The 20,368-nt window shown below is 54.6% G+C and carries 19 protein-coding genes and 1 tRNA gene; 5 read left to right on the forward strand and 15 right to left on the reverse strand.

Annotated features, from left to right (window positions below):
- Position 1: 1 nt before the first annotated feature.
- The 3 genes from IPK01_08885 to IPK01_08895 all read left to right on the forward strand — a co-directional run bounded on the left by IPK01_08885 (position 2) and on the right by IPK01_08895 (position 4,148).
- Positions 2 to 1,498, forward strand: coding sequence for a hypothetical protein (locus IPK01_08885; protein ID MBK7933600.1), 1,497 nt, complete (start codon positions 2 to 4; stop codon positions 1,496 to 1,498).
- Positions 1,499 to 1,629: 131 nt separating this feature from the next.
- Complete coding sequence (locus tag IPK01_08890) at positions 1,630 to 2,028, forward strand: hypothetical protein (protein ID MBK7933601.1); 399 nt, start codon at positions 1,630 to 1,632, stop codon at positions 2,026 to 2,028.
- A 968-nt stretch (positions 2,029 to 2,996) separates the two neighbouring features.
- Positions 2,997 to 4,148: an NAD-binding protein gene (locus IPK01_08895; GenBank protein ID MBK7933602.1), complete on the forward strand. Its 1,152-nt coding sequence runs from the start codon at positions 2,997 to 2,999 to the stop codon at positions 4,146 to 4,148.
- A gap of 51 nt (positions 4,149 to 4,199) precedes the next feature.
- On the opposite strand, the gene IPK01_08900 is transcribed toward IPK01_08895, so the two are convergent.
- The 10 genes from IPK01_08900 to IPK01_08945 all read right to left on the reverse strand — a co-directional run bounded on the left by IPK01_08900 (position 4,200) and on the right by IPK01_08945 (position 14,441).
- Positions 4,200 to 4,952: a hypothetical protein gene (locus IPK01_08900; protein MBK7933603.1), complete on the reverse strand. Its 753-nt coding sequence runs from the start codon at positions 4,950 to 4,952 to the stop codon at positions 4,200 to 4,202.
- Positions 4,953 to 5,128: 176 nt separating this feature from the next.
- A complete protein-coding gene (locus IPK01_08905; protein MBK7933604.1) occupies positions 5,129 to 9,112 on the reverse strand; it encodes a hypothetical protein in 3,984 nt (1,327 codons plus the stop codon).
- Positions 9,113 to 9,192: 80 nt separating this feature from the next.
- Positions 9,193 to 9,720, reverse strand: a complete 528-nt coding sequence (locus tag IPK01_08910) for a phage tail protein (protein ID MBK7933605.1) — start codon at positions 9,718 to 9,720, stop codon at positions 9,193 to 9,195.
- 21 nt (positions 9,721 to 9,741) lie between these two features.
- Entirely contained in the window at positions 9,742 to 10,269 is a 528-nt protein-coding gene (locus IPK01_08915; GenBank protein ID MBK7933606.1) for a phage tail protein, read from the reverse strand.
- 49 nt (positions 10,270 to 10,318) lie between these two features.
- Positions 10,319 to 10,834, reverse strand: coding sequence for a phage tail protein (locus tag IPK01_08920; GenBank protein ID MBK7933607.1), 516 nt, complete (start codon positions 10,832 to 10,834; stop codon positions 10,319 to 10,321).
- A gap of 15 nt (positions 10,835 to 10,849) precedes the next feature.
- Complete coding sequence (locus tag IPK01_08925; GenBank protein MBK7933608.1) at positions 10,850 to 11,272, reverse strand: hypothetical protein; 423 nt, start codon at positions 11,270 to 11,272, stop codon at positions 10,850 to 10,852.
- A gap of 22 nt (positions 11,273 to 11,294) precedes the next feature.
- Positions 11,295 to 11,615 carry a hypothetical protein gene (locus IPK01_08930; GenBank protein ID MBK7933609.1) on the reverse strand — a complete coding sequence of 107 codons (321 nt, stop codon included), beginning with the start codon at positions 11,613 to 11,615 and terminating at the stop codon, positions 11,295 to 11,297.
- 119 nt (positions 11,616 to 11,734) lie between these two features.
- Positions 11,735 to 13,192: a GNAT family N-acetyltransferase gene (locus IPK01_08935; GenBank protein MBK7933610.1), complete on the reverse strand. Its 1,458-nt coding sequence runs from the start codon at positions 13,190 to 13,192 to the stop codon at positions 11,735 to 11,737.
- A 15-nt stretch (positions 13,193 to 13,207) separates the two neighbouring features.
- On the reverse strand, positions 13,208 to 13,990 hold the full coding sequence (locus tag IPK01_08940) for a class I SAM-dependent methyltransferase (GenBank protein ID MBK7933611.1): 783 nt from the start codon (positions 13,988 to 13,990) through the stop codon (positions 13,208 to 13,210).
- Between the two features lie 4 nt (positions 13,991 to 13,994).
- A complete protein-coding gene (locus IPK01_08945) occupies positions 13,995 to 14,441 on the reverse strand; it encodes a GatB/YqeY domain-containing protein (GenBank protein MBK7933612.1) in 447 nt (148 codons plus the stop codon).
- 229 nt (positions 14,442 to 14,670) lie between these two features.
- Between IPK01_08945 and IPK01_08950 the strand changes: the two genes are divergently transcribed.
- Positions 14,671 to 16,095, forward strand: a complete 1,425-nt coding sequence (locus IPK01_08950; protein ID MBK7933613.1) for an AAA family ATPase — start codon at positions 14,671 to 14,673, stop codon at positions 16,093 to 16,095.
- 280 nt (positions 16,096 to 16,375) lie between these two features.
- On the opposite strand, the gene IPK01_08955 is transcribed toward IPK01_08950, so the two are convergent.
- Complete coding sequence (locus IPK01_08955) at positions 16,376 to 16,780, reverse strand: transcriptional regulator (protein MBK7933614.1); 405 nt, start codon at positions 16,778 to 16,780, stop codon at positions 16,376 to 16,378.
- 18 nt (positions 16,781 to 16,798) lie between these two features.
- Positions 16,799 to 17,092 carry a type II toxin-antitoxin system HigB family toxin gene (locus tag IPK01_08960; GenBank protein MBK7933615.1) on the reverse strand — a complete coding sequence of 98 codons (294 nt, stop codon included), beginning with the start codon at positions 17,090 to 17,092 and terminating at the stop codon, positions 16,799 to 16,801.
- Positions 17,093 to 17,342: 250 nt separating this feature from the next.
- Here IPK01_08960 and IPK01_08965 point away from each other — a divergent pair, with 250 nt between their 5' ends.
- Positions 17,343 to 19,235 carry a hypothetical protein gene (locus IPK01_08965; GenBank protein ID MBK7933616.1) on the forward strand — a complete coding sequence of 631 codons (1,893 nt, stop codon included), beginning with the start codon at positions 17,343 to 17,345 and terminating at the stop codon, positions 19,233 to 19,235.
- A gap of 67 nt (positions 19,236 to 19,302) precedes the next feature.
- Here IPK01_08965 and IPK01_08970 read toward each other — a convergent pair whose 3' ends face one another.
- From IPK01_08970 to IPK01_08980, 3 genes are all read right to left on the reverse strand, one after another.
- A complete protein-coding gene (locus IPK01_08970) occupies positions 19,303 to 19,551 on the reverse strand; it encodes a hypothetical protein (GenBank protein MBK7933617.1) in 249 nt (82 codons plus the stop codon).
- A 321-nt stretch (positions 19,552 to 19,872) separates the two neighbouring features.
- Positions 19,873 to 20,154, reverse strand: coding sequence for an HU family DNA-binding protein (locus IPK01_08975; GenBank protein ID MBK7933618.1), 282 nt, complete (start codon positions 20,152 to 20,154; stop codon positions 19,873 to 19,875).
- 114 nt (positions 20,155 to 20,268) lie between these two features.
- A tRNA-Pro gene (locus IPK01_08980) sits at positions 20,269 to 20,345 on the reverse strand.
- Positions 20,346 to 20,368 lie beyond the last annotated feature (23 nt).

The raw sequence follows: 20,368 nt of genomic DNA on the forward strand, positions 1-20,368 counted from the left end.
TATGAAATTCAGACTTCTGCTTTTGCTCGTTTTGCCGCTGCAACTGCTGCTGACGACAGCCGCTTTTTCCCAATCGCCGTCAAAGATACTATCCGCCGCAAACAAAGCCCTCGGCGGCGAAAAGGCTCTGAAAGCAATCACTTCTTGGCAGATGACCGGCACGATCAAACGCGTCGCTGACGGTGCGGGCGGCAAATACACCTCGTATGCTTCGGGCGGCAAGATGTATGGCGAGGCTTACGATCTTGGCGGTTTTGAGGTTTCGAGCGGTTACAATGGCAAGTCGGGCTGGCAGCGTGATTCGAAGAACGGACTTCGAACGATCACCGGCGATGCCGGACGAGACTTTCAAGCAGAGGCCGCCTACCGCAACACTCGCTGGCTCACCGTAAAAGCCGAAAAGACCAAAGTCACATCTGGCGGCACGGCTGAGATCGACGGTAAACAGACGAATGTCATTATTCTGAACACTGCCAAAGGATCTCGAATACAGTTGTACTTCGACAAAACGACAAGCCTCCTCGTACGCGAGGTCATTTCCGGTAAGATATTTGATTACAGCAATTACCGTCCTGTTAACGGCATACAAAGACCATTCTCGATCAGGTCGCAGGCCGACGGCGAAACTTACGAGATCTCGATCGCGGACACAAAGGTAAACCAGGTAGTCGCCCGCAGCGTGTTCGATTTTCCGCAGATATCCAGCGAGCCGCTTCCCGACATCACGGCATTACTTAACGACATTCGCGTCAATGCAGACAAGGTCGATGAATTGCTCGAAAACTATAGCTACACCGAGCTCCGCATTGACCGTGAGATGGATGCCGCGGGAAATCTTGCTGAAAAGTCATCCGAAAAACGACTCCTGACCTTTTATAAAGGCTATCGCATCAACCGTCAGATCGAGAAGAACGGCAAACCTCTCTCGGCTTCCGATCAAGAGAAGGAAGACAGGGACGCCCAAAAACAGGTCGCTGAGATCGAAAAGAAAGTAGCCGCGAAAGAAAAACGCGAGATCGCATCAGGCTCAGCCGGACAGCCAAAAGGCGAAGGCCAGCGTATCACAATCGCCGACGCGCTGAAGGGAAGTTTGCTCATTAATCCGCGCCGTGAGCGATTCAAGGGCCGCGACGTGATCGTATTTGACTACGAACCAAACCCGACATTCAAACCGAAAACTCGGAACGAGAAGCTCTTCGCACTCTGCACCGGTGCTGTATGGGTAGACACCGCCACAAAACAGGTCGTTCGGCTCGAGGCCGTACTGGCTCAGAGTGCCGGCAACTTCCTCGCCAAGGCAAAACGCGGGGCATCGTTCAGTCTCGACAACGAACTCGTCAACAACGAGATCTGGCTGCCTTCGCAAGCCGACATCAATCTCCAGATCAAGATCTTATTCGCCGGCATCAACATTAATAACCTGATAAAATACGGCGATTACCGCCGCTTCGAGACCGAGGTAAAGGACGCAAAGGTCGGCGAAGAAAACAAACCTTAACACCGGACCTCACGCATTCCTGAGTTGAAAATAGCGATCCCTGCTCGTTTCCCGAACGGTGATGGCCTCACGCCGTTCCGGACGCGGTGATTGATTCCGTACGACCCGCTTTGTTATTCTGAAAAGACGCCATGGAACTTGTTCTTTTCGATAGGTATCGTTCCGCATGCCGCGCGCTCGTCTTGTACGGTGTGCTGGCCGGCCTGTTGTTCTCATGCGGCGAAGGTGTTCGCCTGTTTCCGTTTCCGGTCGAAAAGGCCGTCGGCACCGGTTCATTCGGAACGGACAATGGTCAGCGGATCCAATACGAGGAGAATGTTCCCCGCGTCGAAAAGGGCCGTGAGAAAAAAGAGGACGGCTCGTCGGATGATGGCAGCGATGCCCAGTTGGTCCTGTTAAATGCAGGTAGATCTCCTATTTCAGACAGAACCATGGTACCCGCACCGGCTGACGGTATTTCGGGGCCGGTCGTTTTCTTTCCGCTCAAATTTGTTTCCGGGCTCCAGGGCCGTGCACCACCTCGCGCATAGTGTTTGTCAAAAACATCTGATCTTTTGAAAATTTGGCCATTTCCCCACGAAACGGCCGGGCACTATTTGAATTTGCGGCACATGTGCCGCCGGAGCGGAATAAATGCATACACCCCAGTTATTTACTGATCTTTTAATTATCTTTCTCGTCTCAGTACCTGTGGCATTTCTGTGCCTCAGGCTAAAACTGCCGTTGCTTGTCGGTTTGATGCTTACCGGTATTGCGATCGGCCCTTATGGGCTCGGGCTGATCAAAGATGTCGAAGGCGTTGAGATACTCGCCGAGATCGGCGTGATGCTTCTCCTATTTACGATCGGCCTCGAATTTTCCCTCAGCCGGCTGCGTGAAATGAAACGCCTCGTGCTGGTCGGCGGCGGGCTCCAGGTCGGCGTCACGGTTGCCGCGGTCGCGGGCCTCGCGGTCTTTCTCGGCAGGGAATTGAACCAGGCCGTTTTCTTTGGCTTTTTGGTCGCGCTTTCAAGTACCGCGATCGTCCTCAAAAGCTACGTTGACCGCCGCGAGGTCGACGCCCCGCATGGCCGTGCCGGCGTCGGTATTTTGCTCTTTCAGGACATCAGCATCGTGTTCATGCTGCTGATGATACCGATGCTCGGCGGCAAGGGCGATATGACGGCTTATTCGGTGCTTATCGATCTGGGAGGCTCGCTGCTTGCCCTCGCTCTCATCGTGCTCGGAGCGTGGCTTCTGCTGCCCAAATTCCTCGGTCGCATGGTCGGCCTTCGCAGTACTGAGGTCTTTCTTTTGACGGTCGTCCTGCTCTGTATCGGTATGTCGTGGGTTACCGCTCACTTTGGAATGTCACTTGCTCTTGGCGGATTTATCGCCGGCATGGTGCTTGCAGATTCAGACTACAGCCATCAGGTCACGGCAGAGGTGCTGCCGTTTCGCGATATTTTTAACAGTATTTTTTTTGTCGATCGGAATGCTGCTGTCGCTGGCGGCGTTTGTGCAGAATATCGAGACAGTAATGGTCGTCGTCGTCGTCCTGATCGCCGCGAAGGCACTGATCATCTACGCGATCATGCGAATCATCGGTTCTCCGCAGCGCGTTGCTGTTATGGCCGGTATCGGGCTTGCACAGATCGGCGAATTTTCATTCGTACTGGCCAAATCGGGGCAGGGGGCCGGCTTGCTGCCCGAAAACGACTATCAGACATTTCTCGCTGCTTCGATCATCTCGATGATCGCGACGCCATTCCTTATCGCTCTCGCTCCGCGGATCGGCTATGGTATCCAATCGCTGTTCTCGCGGGGTGCAGATATCGCTGACCAGAGCGTTTCCGAGGACATCCATCTAACGTCCAGCGGCGGGCTCGAACGACACGTCGTCATCGTCGGTTACGGCCTCAACGGACGCAATCTGTCGCGCGTCCTGCGCTCGGTCGGTGTGCCCTACACCGTGCTCGACATCAATGCCGAGACCGTTCGCCTTGCAAAAGAAAAGGGCGAAAAGATCAATTTTGGTGACGCCGCCCGTCGCGAAGTGCTGCTGCACGCCGCTGTCGACAAGGCGTGGGTGCTGGTGCTCGCATTGTCCGACCCCGAGGCCGGCCGCCGTACCGTCGCCCTCGCCCGGAGTTTGAACAAGGACCTGCACATCGTCGTACGCACACGCTACACGGCTGAGATCACCGAACTGCTCAAAATTGGCGCCAACGAGGTCATTCCGGAGGAGTTTGAGACAAGCATCGAAATATTCTCACGCGTCCTTCATCGCTTCGGAATGCCGCGAAGCACCATCGAAGACCAGATCGGCCGTATTCGCCGTCAGGGATACGAGATGCTCCGTAGCCCTTCGATACCGCAGGTCGAAATGGGCAACCTCAACGAGGCTCTGCACAAGGCGGTCACACAAACCGTGCTGCTGACCGATCGGTCGCCTGTCACAGGAAAAGATCTCGGCGAGATCGACCTTCGCGGCAAGACCGGTGCGACGGTACTGGCCGTTATCCGAAACGGTGAGACAAAGGTAAGTCCCGGTGCCGGTTACCGACTATGCGACGGCGATACTCTGCTCTTGTCCGGCTCAGTCGAAAAGATCGAGCGTGCATTGCTGATGATCTGTCCCGGCTCGGAGATCGAAGGGTTCAACGCATAAAAAAACGGGCCTTCGGACCCGTTCCTATTTCTCCTAAAGGATCGTTGCGTGTTAGCTGATCGTCCACATCGCAAACCTTTCCCAAGTTTCGGTCCTTGCGATCAGTGATGTGACAGGGCCGGCCGCGGCCAGCAAAGCGACGGCGGCGGCAAAGGCTCGATTCATCTTGCCGTTCCTGTACGTATCGACCGCGAGAAAGATCAAGCCGAGCAACGCCGGAAGGCCAATGAACCAGATCGCTCCGAGTTCGGGTACGAACGCGAACGGAAAGCGTGCAAGCGATGACGGCATGAAATTGAGCACTGTCACGAGGATCAAACGCTTGTGATTGGCTGCGTTCCTGCGATAGTAGATCGCCGCAGTAAAGATGATCACAAATTTAACGATATCGGCCATCGGAATGATAAAGAATTGGGCCGAAGTGTAGCCCGGGAATGTCGATCCGCGGGCAAACATCGCGTAACCGGTCATTGTCCCGACAACCACGACGGCGGCCGCGAGCACACAACCCAAAATACCGAGCGTCATGTGTAGCTTTATCTTTTTGGCTGAGATCAAGGTCGCCTGAACGCTGATCAAAATGATCCAGGCGGACATCACGAGTCCGTGAACGTGAACAAGCAGGCTCGGCAGCGGCGGTGCTGTAGTAAGGGTCTTGAAGTAATATGAAGGTGCAAATCCGATGATGTTCACCAGCGGAAATAACACTGCAACTGCGAGAAAAAAGCGGTGTTCAAATGATAGCCGCTGCCGCCGGGCCGCGAGTTCTGTCGTAGGAAAATCTGTCGCAAAATTTGTAGCCATAACCTTTCTCCGTTATCGAAGTCGTTAGGCAAGATCGCCTTCACCAGATAAGGCGAAAGATCGCAGAAAAAAGTATCAGGAAAAAATTTAACCGCGAAATACGCGAAAGGACGCCTAAAAGAAGCATTTTCTTCTTTTAGCGTCCTTTCGCGTATTTCGCGGTTAAACTCCGCCTCTTACGGTTCGGCGATCAGGTCAAACCCGACCGCGTCTTCGCCGAGCGAGATCGTTCGCGGCGTGAATGTGTACTGCTTGCTTTGTGCCGAGACAATATAAGTCTGGCCGACGAGCAGACCTTCGACCTTGTAATAGCCGAAAGCACTTGATATCGCCCTTCGTGCGTTTCCTTCAGAGTCAGTTACGATGACGCTTACGCGACCGAGCGAACGCCCATCTGCCGACGTCAAGCGGCCCGCGATCGATGCACTTGCCGCAGTTGGCGGCAGCGGTTCGCCCGCAGTCCAATCGGAATATGAAGTCAGTCCGTTGACCGTAAATGTATTCGCCGCCGGTGTCACAAAAACACTTGCACCATTCGCATACGTTACAGCCGTTGTTCCGCCGGTCACACGGATAACCTGATACACAGCCTCGTTGCCAAAGACATCGGGTGTCAGGTAATTAAAGACGATATTAGACGTGATCCCGCTGCCGCTCAACGTCCAATAGCGATGCAATGTTGTCGCATTTCCAAGCGGCACCGGAGCGAGCGGAGCAACCGCGGCATTTGCGAATACCGTCAATTCGCCAGAACCTGCCGTTACGGTCGTCGTCACCGGCGAGTATGCCCCTGTCGTCCCGACCGGATAGAGGAACGCCGGTCCAGCCGCCCCAAATACCTTTCTCAGCCTTCCTTTGACATGGCCGGCGGTCCGCGAAGTAGTTCCGGCAGTGCCGATAGAAAGAACATTTATTCCGCTCACGGTCAATTCGCCGCCCGACAAAGTCAGAGCACCGTTGACGGTCTCGTTCTGGTTCATCGTCACGCCGGCAGCGTTATTGATCGTCAGTCCGTTAAAAGTTGTAACGGCGGCTCCTCCTATGGTCTGGGCCGCACTGCCGTTGAAGGTGACGACGCTGCTTCCCGCCGTAAAGGTGGCATTATTCGTCCAGCTCGCCCCGGTCATGCCGATCGCCGTCGCCGTTCCGGCCGCAAATGTCCCGGCCGTAATGGTCATATTTCCCGCGATCGGTAGCGAGGTGACACTGCCCGCGGCTTGGAGCGTTCCGCTGCTTTTATTTACGGTAAAGTGGTTAAACGAAATGCTCGAAGCCGTGCCGTTGAGGTTTTGAGCACCTGTTCCGCTAAAATTCACGGTACCGGAATTATGCGTAAACGTTGCCGCCGCCGCCCGTGTCAAGCTTCCGGTCAGATCGAGAGTGCCGGACGTCGAGGTAAATGTTCCCGCGTTCAGATTGATACTGTCGCCTCCGAGAACCGATATCGCCCCCGATAGATTCATCGAACCCGCATTCTGGTCGATCCCGTCACCGCCAGTTCCCGATGTGTTGTTGTTTATCGTAAGACCGTCGATATTCGTCGTCGAACTCGTCGCATCGTTACGGATAGCACCGCCCGCTCCTGTTGCGACATTCGAAACCATACCCGAAGCTGAATTGATCGTAAGTGATATGCCCGCTCCACCGCCGCCGTTAAATACCCCTGCGCCGGTCGGGGACGTATTGCCTGAGATGGTGCTGCTGCTGATCGCCGCATTGTATGCCGCTAGGAAATAGACTCCTCCGCCTTTTCCCGTAGCGTTGTCAGCGTGGTTAACATTGATCGTGCAGCTTGTAATTTGCGTACTGCCCACAACTCCCAGAGCTCCGAGATTCGAAATGGCAACGCCGCCGCCAACGCCGCCTGTGCCGTTCGCAACGTTGGTTTGAATGCTCACCGATCCGATATTTGCAACTTGATTCCCATCGATCAAGAAGCCGCCGCCGTTCGTTGCGGCGTTGCTGTTGAACAACCCGCCATTGATCGTCACCGTGCCGCCATATGAATGCCTGATCCTGCCGCCGCCGCCGCCAGCACCCGCAGAAGACGTATTGTTGGAGGATGACGTGTTGGTCAGCGTCACATCGTGTTTATCTGCGAACATATTGATCCCGCCGCTTTCGCGAGCAGCAATGTTTCCCGAGATCGTGTTGTTGTTAAGGGATACCGAGCCGGCACTCGCCCCGCCCGGAGTTGCCGTGTTTGCGCTGTCGATGTTGACACCGCCGCCATAGCTCTGAGCGCAGCCGGTCACCGTATTGCCCGAAACGGTCGATCCCGAAAGTGAAAATACATTGCCCGTCAGCATCAGGAAAAAATCAATTCCGCCGCCGGTCTCGAAGAACGAGCCGCAAAATGCCGCTCCGTTATTAACTCCGCCGGACATATTCATTCCCGAAAATCCGACATTAATGCCGGAAATTGCTCCGGTCTGGTTCATGCCAAACAGTTTGCAGTCTCCGCAAGCGTTGGTGTAAGTCGTTGTCAGAGTGGTTGGGGCATTTCCCGTGATGGTAAGGCTGCCATTCACGTCGAGGTCGCCTGTTGCGGCAGCATTCTCAGCACCGCCGCCGCTTACCACAGTCAATTGGGGAGCGATGCCGGGATTGAATGTGATCACGTCAGCACCGACGCCGTTCGCATTCGAAGCAATGACGGCTCCGCGAAGACTGCAATCATTTGCCGCTCCTGTACACGCTGACGCTGCCGCAGTGTCATCATTGCGGTCGACCGTAAATGTCGCCAGCGGTGCAACCATCACAATGGTCGGCTCGATCTTGCCCTTTTGCAGCAAGACCATTCCCGGAACGCCCATCACGCTCAAACGCATCGGCAGAATGGCGACAGTCTCGCCCGCCGGCGAGAGCCTCGTCGAAGACCGCTGAGCCGACTTGTCGCGCGTTACAACATCGATGCTGCCGCCGGTCACGATCAGATCGTCCGAGGGCTGTGTCGAAATGCGGGCACCGTTGATAAACGTGCCGTTTGAGGCAACTTCCTCGGCAACACGCCAATTGGACGTTCTCGCCTTTGCCGCCGGAGCCGTAATTTCGCCATTTCGAATGCGTGCGAGCTGTCGCCGTTTCGTAAGCGCTTCGGCTTCCGTAAACTCACGAGTATCGAGCCGTCCATTCGCGATCACGCGGGTCATTCCGTCGTCGCCGACAATGGCTATCTCGGGCCGCGATTCACGGTCCCAGGCAAATTCTCCGACCGCAATATCTCTCGCACGCGACGGCAGGTCTATCGTATCGACACCGGATCCACGGCCTTGTAAAACGAAGATCCGCGAACCTGACGCAGCGACGATGTCTTCACCTTGAGCAGCGTCGAGATCGCCAAACACGATCCGCTCGACCGTTCCGCCGACCGGCCGAAGCTCGGGCCGCTGGACCAGGATCGATTCGTTTGAGCTGTAGACCAACAATGCCGCGTCACCGCCGACGCCGACTACCAGATCAGCATTCGCATCACCCGCACTGATCTGCCCGGCTCCGATCGCTGTTATCGAACCCGCGACCGCAACTCGCTCAACACCGCGAAAACCGTTCTCGCGATCACTCGCCACAAGTTCGATCGACGATGCTCCGCGCGTCGCCGCCACAATATCTTTCAAACCGTCACGATCAAAATCGCCCGTAACCAATAGTTCAGGTGCGTCGCCGAGCCGTACTATTCTAGCTGACTCGAAGGGCATCGGGAATCGCGTTTCCTCGCGGATCCCACGCAATACCTCTTCGTCCGAAGGCGAATACGCACGCTCATTCCCGTAATAGACCACCAAAAAACCGCCGCCAGACGAACGGTAACCGCTCACCAGATCAGGATAACCGTCGCCGTTAATATCATCCGTCGCCAGCGAAAGCGGTTCAGCCGAACCGGCATCAATGCCCTCGGCGCGCAGCCCGCCAAGCACGCCATCCAACTCCAATTCGCGGCCCGCCTGAAATTTTGTCAACCCCGTGTCTGCTGACGCCGGGACGGTAATTCCCGGATCAAAACCGTTCAGAGCAGATAACCTGACACTCATGCCCGCCTCGCCCGAACGGCTATCAGCCGAACCGGGCGTTGTGCCGAATTGGAAAACGGCGGCACCGATCAGAAAGGCTGATAATGTAAAGAATGCGGCAGTATTGGTACGAGAGAACATGGAGTTCATATTTTTTATCACCTCGAAATTACATGAGAGGCCTGGTCTTAATGATCAATGCCTATTTAGGACGTGCTGGATCACGATGCTCAGGCCGCCGGAGGGTATACTCCCTGCAGTGCGATGATGAATGTGATCGCGAGATACGGCTGCATGTTATTGTGCGGTTGATTGCCGCCGGCAAAGCCGATCAGGTCCGTGCGCATCGCAGTATCTTTCACGTTCTGATACAGCGGCGGCGGCGTCCGGCCGCCGGACGAGCTTGCCCATGTGCCGCCTGAGGCAGTATTTTGCGATCCCGCCGCGGTGCTGCCCATCGGTGAATGACTATGCGCAGGCATTTGCGTTGTGAGCAGCGTGACATTTTCGGCACCATCCTGCTCGCCAAGAACTCGATCTGACAGCCCCGGCCCTTGACCGAATTGCATCGGGGCACGGCCCCGAAGGTCCGGCAGTCCAAATGTCACCGTCCCGTTTCCGCCGTAGGTCGTGCCGATCAGCGAAAACAAAGCTGTATTTTGTGCGATCGGCAAGAGCTGGCCTTCGCATCTTGCCCATCCGCGAGGGGCAAAGTTGCCCCCAAAAATCCTTATTTCTGCAATAAATGGTTCTGACATAATTGATCTCTGGATCTGCGTTTAATTTTGCGATGGAAAGATGCCCGTTATCGCGATGCAAAAGTTTAGTGCCAAATACGGTGACATATTCTCATGGGCCTGTCCGCCTACCGCCGAGAGGCTGCCGGACTGCATAGATGCGTTTGGTGCAGAGTCAACGTAGGCATTTGAATTATTCGCCCAGATTCCGCCGGCGACACTTGGCTGATTAGGCGCCGCGGTGCTGGCTGACAACACGTGATTATGCTGCGCTGTTTCAGCCGCTGAAAGTGCATGCGTGGGATACCCGGCCTGTTGGCCGATCGAATACGGTGAAAGACCCGGGCCTTGTCCCCAGTGGATCGGGACACGCCCCTTTAAATTTGGCAATGCAAATGTCGTGATCCCGTCACCGCCGTAGGTCGTGCCCAAGAGCGAAAAAAGAGCCTGGTTCTGAGAGATCCCCAATGTCTGGCCGTCACATTTTGCCCAGCCCTGCGGAGTGTAACCAAAACCGAATATCCTGATCTCACCAAGGAATTGATCGAGCCCTAAATTTTGTTCTGTCATCTTATTTCTCCGATTCAAACCGTTGAAACACCCCGAACTTGTTATTTTCTCAAGATTGCTGAGGGAAAATGCCAAAGGCCGAAATAATGAACGAGATGCACAATATCGGTTGCACGTTCGAATGCGGCTGGCTCGACCCGGCAATGCTGACAATGGTCGACGCCATTGGTGTGGCCGGTGAGGACGTGTTGTAGATGTTCGTCGGTGCCGTCCCCCAGGTCGCGTCTTCCGGCGAAGCTGCGGTGCCGGCCGTGTTGCTCGCCCCGACACTGTGCGTATGAGGCCCGATTTGCTGGGCCGACAAGGTTACGGTCTCAACCCCGCCATTCTCGCCCAAAAAATAATTAGGCAGCCCCGAACCCTGGCCCTGATGGATCGGAATCCGCCCTCGAAGGTCCGGCACCGAAAAAGTGTTCTGTCCGTCGCCGCCGTAGGTCGTGCCGAGTAAAGTAAATAAAGTTTCGTACTCCAAAATAGGTAATAGCGAGCCATCGCAACGCAGCCAGCCGACCGGAAGCCGAAACCCGGCAAACATCTTGATCTCACCAACGTAAGGTAATGCCATTGTTTTACTCCAATACTAGTGTGCTAACCGATTAAAGACCGCGTCATACAACCGGTTGCCTTCCGCGTCGCCATTTTCCGTTATGAACAGCGAAAACGAACGAAACGCAAAATGATCGACCTCATAAGTGTTTTGCGCCAGAGGCTGGCCGGACGGGCCCTCAAATCGCAGTGCGAAACACTCTTCGCCGCGTCCGGCTGGTACATAACTCGACGGCGTGCGAATATCGACATCTGCTAACCGAAGCACCACCGCACGTCCATCGCTGCCGCGAAATGTGAAATTCGTGCCGACAAACGGCAAAAATACTGCTGACGTCATTTTCGCCAAACGGTCAACAGAGCGCCGCGGCTGGCCGAGTGCGATGCCGTTCATCTGCGAGACCACCGTAACAGCAACAGGTGCCGCGGCGATAAAGTTTCTGCGTGAGATCTTCATTTCCTACTTCCTCCGAACTGAGCTAACCGTCTGCTGCAACAAGCTGGTTAAATATTGATTCAAAATAAATACTGTCACTGTCGCGCCGGACCGGCACGAGAAAAAGCTCGACCGCGCCGAGCGTTTCGTGGCTGAATTGATAAATAGACTGCTCCGCCGGCACGTCGCCGGGGGCACGAAAGGTGAGCGAAAATGCCCGCGTTACGCCATTCTCATTAAGTCCGCTAACCTTATCAAGGCTGAATTCCGCGGTACTGCCGTCATCGAGCCTTGCATTGAAAAGGCTGTTCGCGACGGCTGCAAACTGATCGTGGGTTGGTAATGTGACTGCAATATCGCTCATATAGAGCCGCGAAAACGGTGGAGCCATCCGTCAAACATTAAGCCGAAAAATACGATACAGGGATAGTAGCAGATTTTTTTGAATTTCGGTGTAAAAACTTGAGTCAGGTTCACACAAATTTATGCATCGTTTGACCATCGCAAAATATGATCGAACTCGCTCTCACTGATCGACTCAAACCCGAGCTTTGAATACAACGCGATCGCCGCCGAATTTGCCTTATCGACACTCAATTCCAACGGCACACGCTTTTCAGCGGCTTCTTTCTGTAACTGCCCGATCAATTTCGCCGCGATGCCGCCTCGGCGAAATTCCGGCATCACAATGATATCGGTCAACGAGATCGCGGTTTTCGTTCGGTTGACGATCAATCGCCCGGCCCTTTCTGTTCCGCAGACGATCACACTAGTTGCGGCGTTTGGCACCTGCATCGCGTAGGATCGCGTCTGCAATTCAAATTGCATTCGCAAAAACGCATCCTGCTGTGCCTCGTCCCACCCAAGCATCGTGACCTCCGCCGCACGGGTCGACCGATATGCCGCAAACAGAAAGTCAGCGTCGTCGTCCGTCGCGTCACGCAGCGTTATTATCGGTTCATGAATGACGCGGCCGTCGCGAATTTCCAGTTCTGACCTCGCCGCGGCGATCATCTCGACCGCTGCATACTCAGGCGAATAGCGCCGCGACACAGATTCGCCGCCGCCCGAAAATTCGACGGTCCAATAGTTGCTCTCCGCCGTCAGCGAAAGCGTCAGATCGACGCGGGAATGCGCGTCGGACGGCTCGAGGCGATAGACGTTCGGATACCACGATGTCGTCTCGCGGGTGTCGAGCACGACATCGCCGCCGAGGCGCGATCGCACCCAAACGAGAAAACAATCCACGTCGGCGTCAGTCTCCCAACTTGCTCGCAAATTGGTGAGATCCGGCCTTTCCGTCGCGCCGTAGAGATCGGTCGAAACAAGGCACTGCGGCTCGGTCAAGACCGTTGCGTCTTCCTTTCTTTTCAAAACTCGCGGTGAATTCAGATTGATCCGTTCGAGTTGAGTGAATTCGATAGCCAGTCCAACCGGAATTGACTCGGTTCGCACATTCATCTTTGCCGCCGCAGCGTGGAGCGACACGGTCTCAGGTATCAAAATGCCGCCGGGCTTCAGGAACCGCTCGCGTGCGTCCGCCATGATCTCGACGATGGCTTCGTCGTAACCGAGATAGCCGATGGTCTCGGAAACGACAATATCGAATTCACGGCCAAGCTCAACAGCAAACGAATTTCCCCAAATGACCTCCACGCGATCGCTCACTCCGTGCTCGGCCGCCAGCTTTCGCGTCAACCCGACGAGCATCTCGTCCATGTCGATCGCGACTACCCGTTCAGCACCCAACTTCGCCGCCGCTATGGCCCATACACCGACGCCGGAGCCAATATCGAGAACCGCCGAATCCGCCGTCACCGACCGTTCCAAAGCCGCGTAGAACGCCCGATTCCGAACCTCGTCGCGCAGCAATGTCTCGTGCGTTTTTAGCAGCTGATGTGCGTGAGAATAGAGCTGTGATTCGAACGACGGCTGAGACATACGTATCGCCAAAACTTACGCTCTTTTTGCAATAAGCTCAAACACCGCATTCTTAAAAAAGAGTTTTTTGAGCAGGGAATCGGGATCAAATGCTCTCGCAGAACGCTGGATCGAACGCGTCTCATCGACTGTCGAACGCTGGCTGATAATATCGAGCGGCTGCCCGACGAACGCTGCCGAAATACGGTCCTCGGTCAGGTGGATCGTGTGGTCGGCAAACGCCGACAGCTCGACCTTGATGCCGATCGCGTTCCACGCTCCGTGCAGATTCGAGGCGAAATTGTAGAGCGGATGGTGTACGTTAACGGTAAAATAGAGCACTCCGCCCGGCTTTAGAACGCGGATCAGCTCCGGCACGATCGCCAGCGGACGTTCGGCATGGTCGATCACGTTGTCGCTCAGCACTACTTCAAACGCCGCGTCCGCAAATGGCAATTCCTCACCGATCGCTGCCGCTGTATTCGCATTCGATTGTAATTTTGGAAAGAGCCGTTTATAGCCGACCGCCAGTGGGTCGATCCCGACGCCGAACTTCGTCCCGAACCCGAATACCAGACCGTGGGCACCGCTGCCGACCTCAAGAACGCGGTCGTTCTCGTCAAAAGGCCTCACCTCGTCGAGCAATTTGCGGATCTGCTGAGCCCGCACAAAATTGCCCCGCACCATCTCGTCTTCGTGCCCCGCGAACGCCGCCGCCTTATGCTCCTGATAATCGAGCTGCCGCTGCAATGCACGGGCACCGCGCCTGCGAACGGCCCTGTCGGCCCAGCCGGCCTCACGTTGATGGCGTTCGAGCATTGATCTACGAGAGTCGAGCCTTGACGGCTTCACTGACCATTTTGCCGTCGGCGGATTTGCCCGCGAGCAATGCCATCGCGGCTTTCATTAGCGTTCCCATGTCCTTCATCGACGAAGCCCCTGTTTCGGCAGCCGCTGCCTCGACCGCCGCATTTACCTCGTCCTGCGTCGCCGCCTGCGGCAAATAAACTTCGATCACCGCGATCTCGCTCTTCTCTTTCGCCGCTAGCTCGTTCCGGCCCGCCGCCTCATATTGCTCGATCGAATCACGCCTCTGCTTCACCAGCGACTGCAAAGCCTTCAGCACCTCGTCGTCCGTCAGATCGCCGCCCTTGTCGATCTTGCGGTTCATCAGATTCGCCTTGACCATCCTCAAGGTCGACAGTTTGTCCGCATCCTTAGCCTTCATCGCCGCCGTAAGATCGGCGATTATTGTCTCAGTTAAACTCATACTTAGAAGTGTAATGTCAGAGCGGGGAAGTCACAAGTTCGCAGGATCCGCGATCCCGGAGGGATCGAATGTTTATAGAAATGATGAAACATAAATAGGTGCGACCCCGGCCGGCGTCGTATTTTTCTTGGCCGCCCGGTTTCAATAAACATTCGACACCTCTGGCGTCGCCCGCGGGCAAAAGAAAAAAATCTTTGAATTGTTGCATCTATGGGTTATAATTCAATATATGAATGACAAGTTACGCCCCGTTAACGACATCGACGACGATTTTGATGAAGAGGCCGAGGCACGCGAGCGCTATGGCGATCTGTTCGACGAAACGGAAAGCGAAAGCACGCCCGAACCGATCAAGCCGGCACCGGCCGCAGCCTCGCCCGACCAAGCCGACACCCATGTCCCGCTCGACCCCGACGACCCGCTCCGATTCGAATGTTACGGCAATCTTTTTTCGGCGCGTCCGATCAACCGTTACCTGCAAACCGCCGCCGGAGGGCCGCTGCAGCGTCCGCTGTTTGGCCCATTTTGGCAGGAAAATGAACTCGCGATCTTCTTCGCCGATACCGGCATCGGCAAGAGCATCCTCGCGGTACAGATCGCCGAGAGCATCGCCTCGGGAATCGCGATACCGCCGTTCGAAATGGGCTGCGGGCCTCGACGCGTTCTGCTGTTCGACTTTGAAATGGACGAGCGGCAGATCGCGAACCGCTATTCGTCACCCGACGGAGTTCACCGGTTTCAGTTCTCAGATGAGCTGATACGGATCGTTATCAGTCCGAATACGGAAAAACCTGACCATTTCCGGACATTCACGCACTACATTGCATCATCGATCGTCGAACACGTCGAGTATTACCAGGCAAACATCGTCATCATCGACAACATCACCTGGCTGACCACATCGACCCACAGCACGACCGATTCGGCCCGTTTGATGAAGATCCTCAACCACCTCAAGGTCTCAAACGGCCTATCACTGCTCATCCTCGCCCACACGCCCAAGCGCTACGGAGCGAGCCCTTTGAGCGTAAATGACCTTTTCGGCAGCAAAATGCTCTCAAATTTTGCCGACTCGATCTTCGCGAAGGGCCGGAGCCGCTCCGGCCCCAACGTCCGCTACCTAAAACAGCTAAAATCACGCCGGCACCAACGAAAATACGACGAAAACAACACCTTCACCATGCACCTACAAAAAATACCCGGCGTCCAACCAGCTCCCCCTAAAACCTTCCGCCAAACAACTCAGCAGCTCCCCTCCTTACCAAGGAGGGGTGGCCGCCGCTTTGGGAGGACGGGGTGGTTCTTCCTCATCACTTGTCACTCATCACTCATCACTGACGGCTTTGCCGTTCCTCGGATTCACCCACACCGGCACCGAGCCCGAACGCGATCACATCGGCTGGTACGGCACGCGCTTCGACCCGACCCGCGTCGAGAAACTCTACAAAGCCCACGTCCTCCACTCCGAAGGCAAATCCCAACGCCAGATCGCCCAAACCCTCGGCCTCTCCCTAACCACCATCAACCGATACATCAGCCAGACCAAGGCCTACGCCGACCCGGCGGACGCCTCCTGTCAAAACCGCAAGCGATAGCGACCGGGTCAAGCCTGCAAACCCGCGCCCAACGAGCTAACCACTGGCGTAAAAGTTGATTGCTCTTTGATCGGGTTGTATATCGGTTGCATTCGGTGTAGTCGTGTTGGGTGGGGTTGATCAAGTTGATGCCCGAAAACGTTGAACCCGGTCGCTATCGCTCTCGGTTCTGACAAGAAAAAGCCTCGCCGATCACTCAGCGAGGCTTTTCACTTTGCTTTATCTGTTTCGTGTCCTTTTCGTGTTGTTTAGTGGTTTAGAACTTGGCGGAACCACGGAAATGCACTAAATGGCACGAAAGACACGTCAGAGCAGCGGTTCCGAAAGAATCTCTTGCCTTCAAATAAAAATATCAATTGGAAGTCGAAACCGTTCGGACAATCGGCGGGCTTGGGCTTTGCTGATCTCGCGTTTGCCGTTGAGGACTTGTGAGACGACGCCTTGCGAGCCGAAGATATCGAGCATATCGGTTTGTTTTAGTTCGTGCTCACGCATCAGCTCGCGCAGAGCGACCTGCGGGTTCGATGTCTCGCCCATTGGATATGCTTTGTCTTCGAAATCTTCGATAAGGGTCACAATAAGATCAAGCAGCCTTGTTTCTTCGGGCGATCGGCCGGCTCCTTTTTTCATTAAGGCTCCGGCAAATTCTATGGCGTTGTCGTTTTCTTCTTCCGTTCGTATGACGCCGGGCAAATAGTCAACCAACAGGCTTGCGTATTTTTGCGGGTTGTAATTGGTTGTCATGTTTTCTCCCCAAGAGATCTAACAGTCATCTTTCCACCGTTCTCTGTCGTATTCGGCATGAGCAAGGACAAACCTTATCCACATCGTTTGTACCTCATAGTCCAGATGAACTATGACACGATATTTATTCCCGCCGACATTGAACACGATACAGTCTCCGACGCTATCAGCGCTCGGAAACGTTTGCCGAAATTCGGCCATGTTACTTGGGCTACACCGTTTGATCTTTCCATAAAAATCGTCTAAGGCCGGTCCCGATTCCGGGTGCCTTTCCGAAAACATTCGAAATGCCTTTCGGCTGATTATCCTCATTCATTTATCCTAGGACTGAGGACGGCACGTTAAATGTGGCCGTACCGTCTGAATAGTATTGCAGAAAGCAATACTTGTCAAGAAAAATATTTCAATTTGCAATATGATGTTCCATGAAACACGTTTGTGTGTGGTGGAACGGAACACGAACAGTGGTCAGTGGTCGGTTGTCAGTTGTCAGAGGACAATGAGAGAATCAGTCGTTGATCTTACGACTGGCCACTGACCACCGGCCACCGACCACTGTTTTATGAAGATCCGCTGGCGTTACGGCATAATTGCAGGCTTGTTTTTGGCGGTTTTTTCGCTGTATCCGCAGATGAAGATGGTCTATCTTCGCGGGCAGGACTGGAACGGCCATTATGCGTACAATGACATCGACGAGGTCGCATATGCGGCGTATGTGCGTGCGTTGATCGACGGACGCCCGCGAAAGAACGACCCCTACACAGGCCGCGATGATTCGCCCGAGACTCCGCAGGAAGAATCGCTGTTCTCGATACAATTTGTTGCCCCTTACACGATCGCTCTGCCCGCGAGGCTGCTCGGTGTGCCCGCGACATGGGCAATGACCATTGCCGGAGCTCTGGCGGCGTTCCTGACGGCGCTCGCGATATTCTGGCTTCTGGCCTCGATAACGGGCGACTCGCTCTTTGCGATGGCCGGCAGCCTAATCACGCTAGCCGGAGGTGCTCTCTTCGCCGGCGAAGGCGCCATCGGCGAGATCACCGGCTGGAGCTACGCGTATCCGTATTTTCCCGGATTCCGAAGATACATCCCCGCCATGGCATTCCCGGCGTTCTTTCTGCTGGTCGGTTTGGTGTGGAAAGTTGTCGGTAGTCAGTTGTCAGACGTCAGCGGGCAGGAAGAGTTTAACCGCGAAACACGCGAGATCGACGAAAAAGATCAAAATTCAAAGACCACAAGCCAAACGCCATCTTTCTCCTCTTCTCCTCTTCTCCTCATCTCCCTTTCTACAGCGGCGTTCGCTTACACCGTCTTCTCATACTTCTACGTCTGGACGTCGGCGCTTGCTTGGCTCGGCTGTGTCGGGCTTGTTTGGCTCGCGGTGCGGCCTAAGGGCTTTGTAAAGGACATCAGGTATCTTATCGCCCTCGGCATCGCGTGTGTCGTTTGCCTCGCTCCGTATGCGTATCTGCTGTCCAAGCGGTCGCATACGATGGACGATGTCCAACTGCTCGTCCGAACGCACATGCCCGATCTGATCCGAGTGCCGGAGTTCATCGGGTTCGCTGTGCTCGCGTCGATCGGTATCGCGGTCACATTGAAAAAGCTTGAGTTGAAAGATCGCGCCGTTCTGTTCACGGCCTCTCTCGCTCTCGTTCCGCTGATCGTCTTTAACCAGCAGGTCATCACCGGCCAATCGCTGCAGCCGATACATTATCAGGTCTTTATCGGCAATTATGTCGCCGGCCTTTCGCTCGTGATGCTGTTTGGACTATTTCGGCGGCGGGCCGATAACAGGCAAGCGGTGACGGGGAAATTCGCGATGGCCGTTCTGACGCTCATCGCAGCGGGCTGGGGATTTGTCGAGTGTCATTACACTGTCCGGATCCTCGACGACGTTAACGTTGCCCGCGACGAGGCCTTTCCGGTCGCCCGCCGCCTCGACGAGATCGCCAAAGGCGAACCAAACCCGCACGCCTCGGTCGTTATGCATTTCGGCATGGCCGAGGGCGACGACCTTCCGACCCTAGCACCGCAATCCGTCCTCTGGGCACGTCACCAGCACGTTTTCGCGGGCGTTACGTGGCAGGAAAACAAGGAACGCTATTATCAATATCTCTATTACATGGGCGTCGACGAACGCCACCTCGCCGCCGGCATCAAGAGCGGCAACGATTTCGTCTCGGTCATCGCTCTCTTCGGCTGGGGCCGGCACACCGACCGTCTGAATGCCGCATACACGCCGCTGACGTTCCGCGAGATCGACGACGAGATGCATCGGTTCGGTGATTATTTGAAAGCATTCGATCCGCTAAAGGCCGGAAATCCGCCGCTAAATTACGCCATCTCCGAGACGGATTCGCCGCCGAATTTTGCAAATATCGATAAATGGTACGAACGTGGCGCCGGCGAGATATTCGGCAAATACACGCTTTACAGATTGAAATTGAGATAAATGAGACAAAAAAAGACCGCTCCAAAAAGAAGCGGTCGAGCTTGATAAAACTATTAAAATATAAAAACTAGGCGGCCAACAGATCGTTGGAGGTTTCTGCAAACACCCTGCGGCCATTCAGGGCATCGTCGATGATCTCGCGAACGGCCGACGCATCCGGATTAACATCCATGCGAACACAAGCCCGCAGGTGTCTGATGATGCCTTCCGTCGCAATTTCCAAAGTTTCGCCTGACAACTTAGAAAAACGGCGTGCTTGAATATGGTCAATTTGCAAAACTCTGTCCTGCAATGTCATTGGTCTAGCTGCTGCCACTTTTTATTCTCCTTGACTATAAAATTGTTCACGCATTTGCGTGGACACTATCCTTGATCTTAGACAAGTTGCTCTGAAATACATAACGCCGTGAGTATTTCAGAATAAATAAGTTGAAAAACACAACCGGATAGTTGCTGCAAAAATAAGCGTACCGCTTCTGTTTCAACCTGTAAGGAGATGTTAACAGACTGTTGCTCCGTTTGTCACTACTTTTTTTCGTGAAAAGCACTTGTCACCAAAAAAACGTCGTGAAAACAACTAAGAGTGGCATGTCGCAAGATATGCCACTCTTATATTATCTGACTACAATATCAGGTATTAGCCGACAGCGTCTTTCATCGCTTTACCGATGCTGAATTTGACAGTCGTCTTGGCCGGAATCTTGATGACAGCACCCGTCGCAGGATTGCGGCCATCACGTGCTTTGCGGTGGGTTTTCTTCAACTTGCCAAAACCCGGCAGTGTGAATTCACCGTTCTTTTTGACTTCCGCCGTTGCGAGAGCTGCAAGAGCGTCGAACAGACCTTTGACGTCCGTTTTCTTAAGTCCCGACGAATCAGCCAAGTTGCCAATAATTTCCGTTTGTGTCATACGAGCCATAGTTTATCTAACCTCCAGTTGTGATTGTGAATATAAATACTTATCAGCGAATCGATTTGCCCGCAAACTACGCATCGGCATGAGTGCAGGGTTGATACTCATCTTTGGGATGAGTGGTCGGGGCGGCAAGATTCGAACTTGCGGCCTCTCGCTCCCAAAGCGAGCGCACTACCAGGCTGTGCTACGCCCCGTTATTTCAACCATAGGAAACGAT

The organism is Acidobacteriota bacterium (assembly GCA_016713675.1).
Classification (GTDB): domain Bacteria; phylum Acidobacteriota; class Blastocatellia; order Pyrinomonadales; family Pyrinomonadaceae; genus OLB17.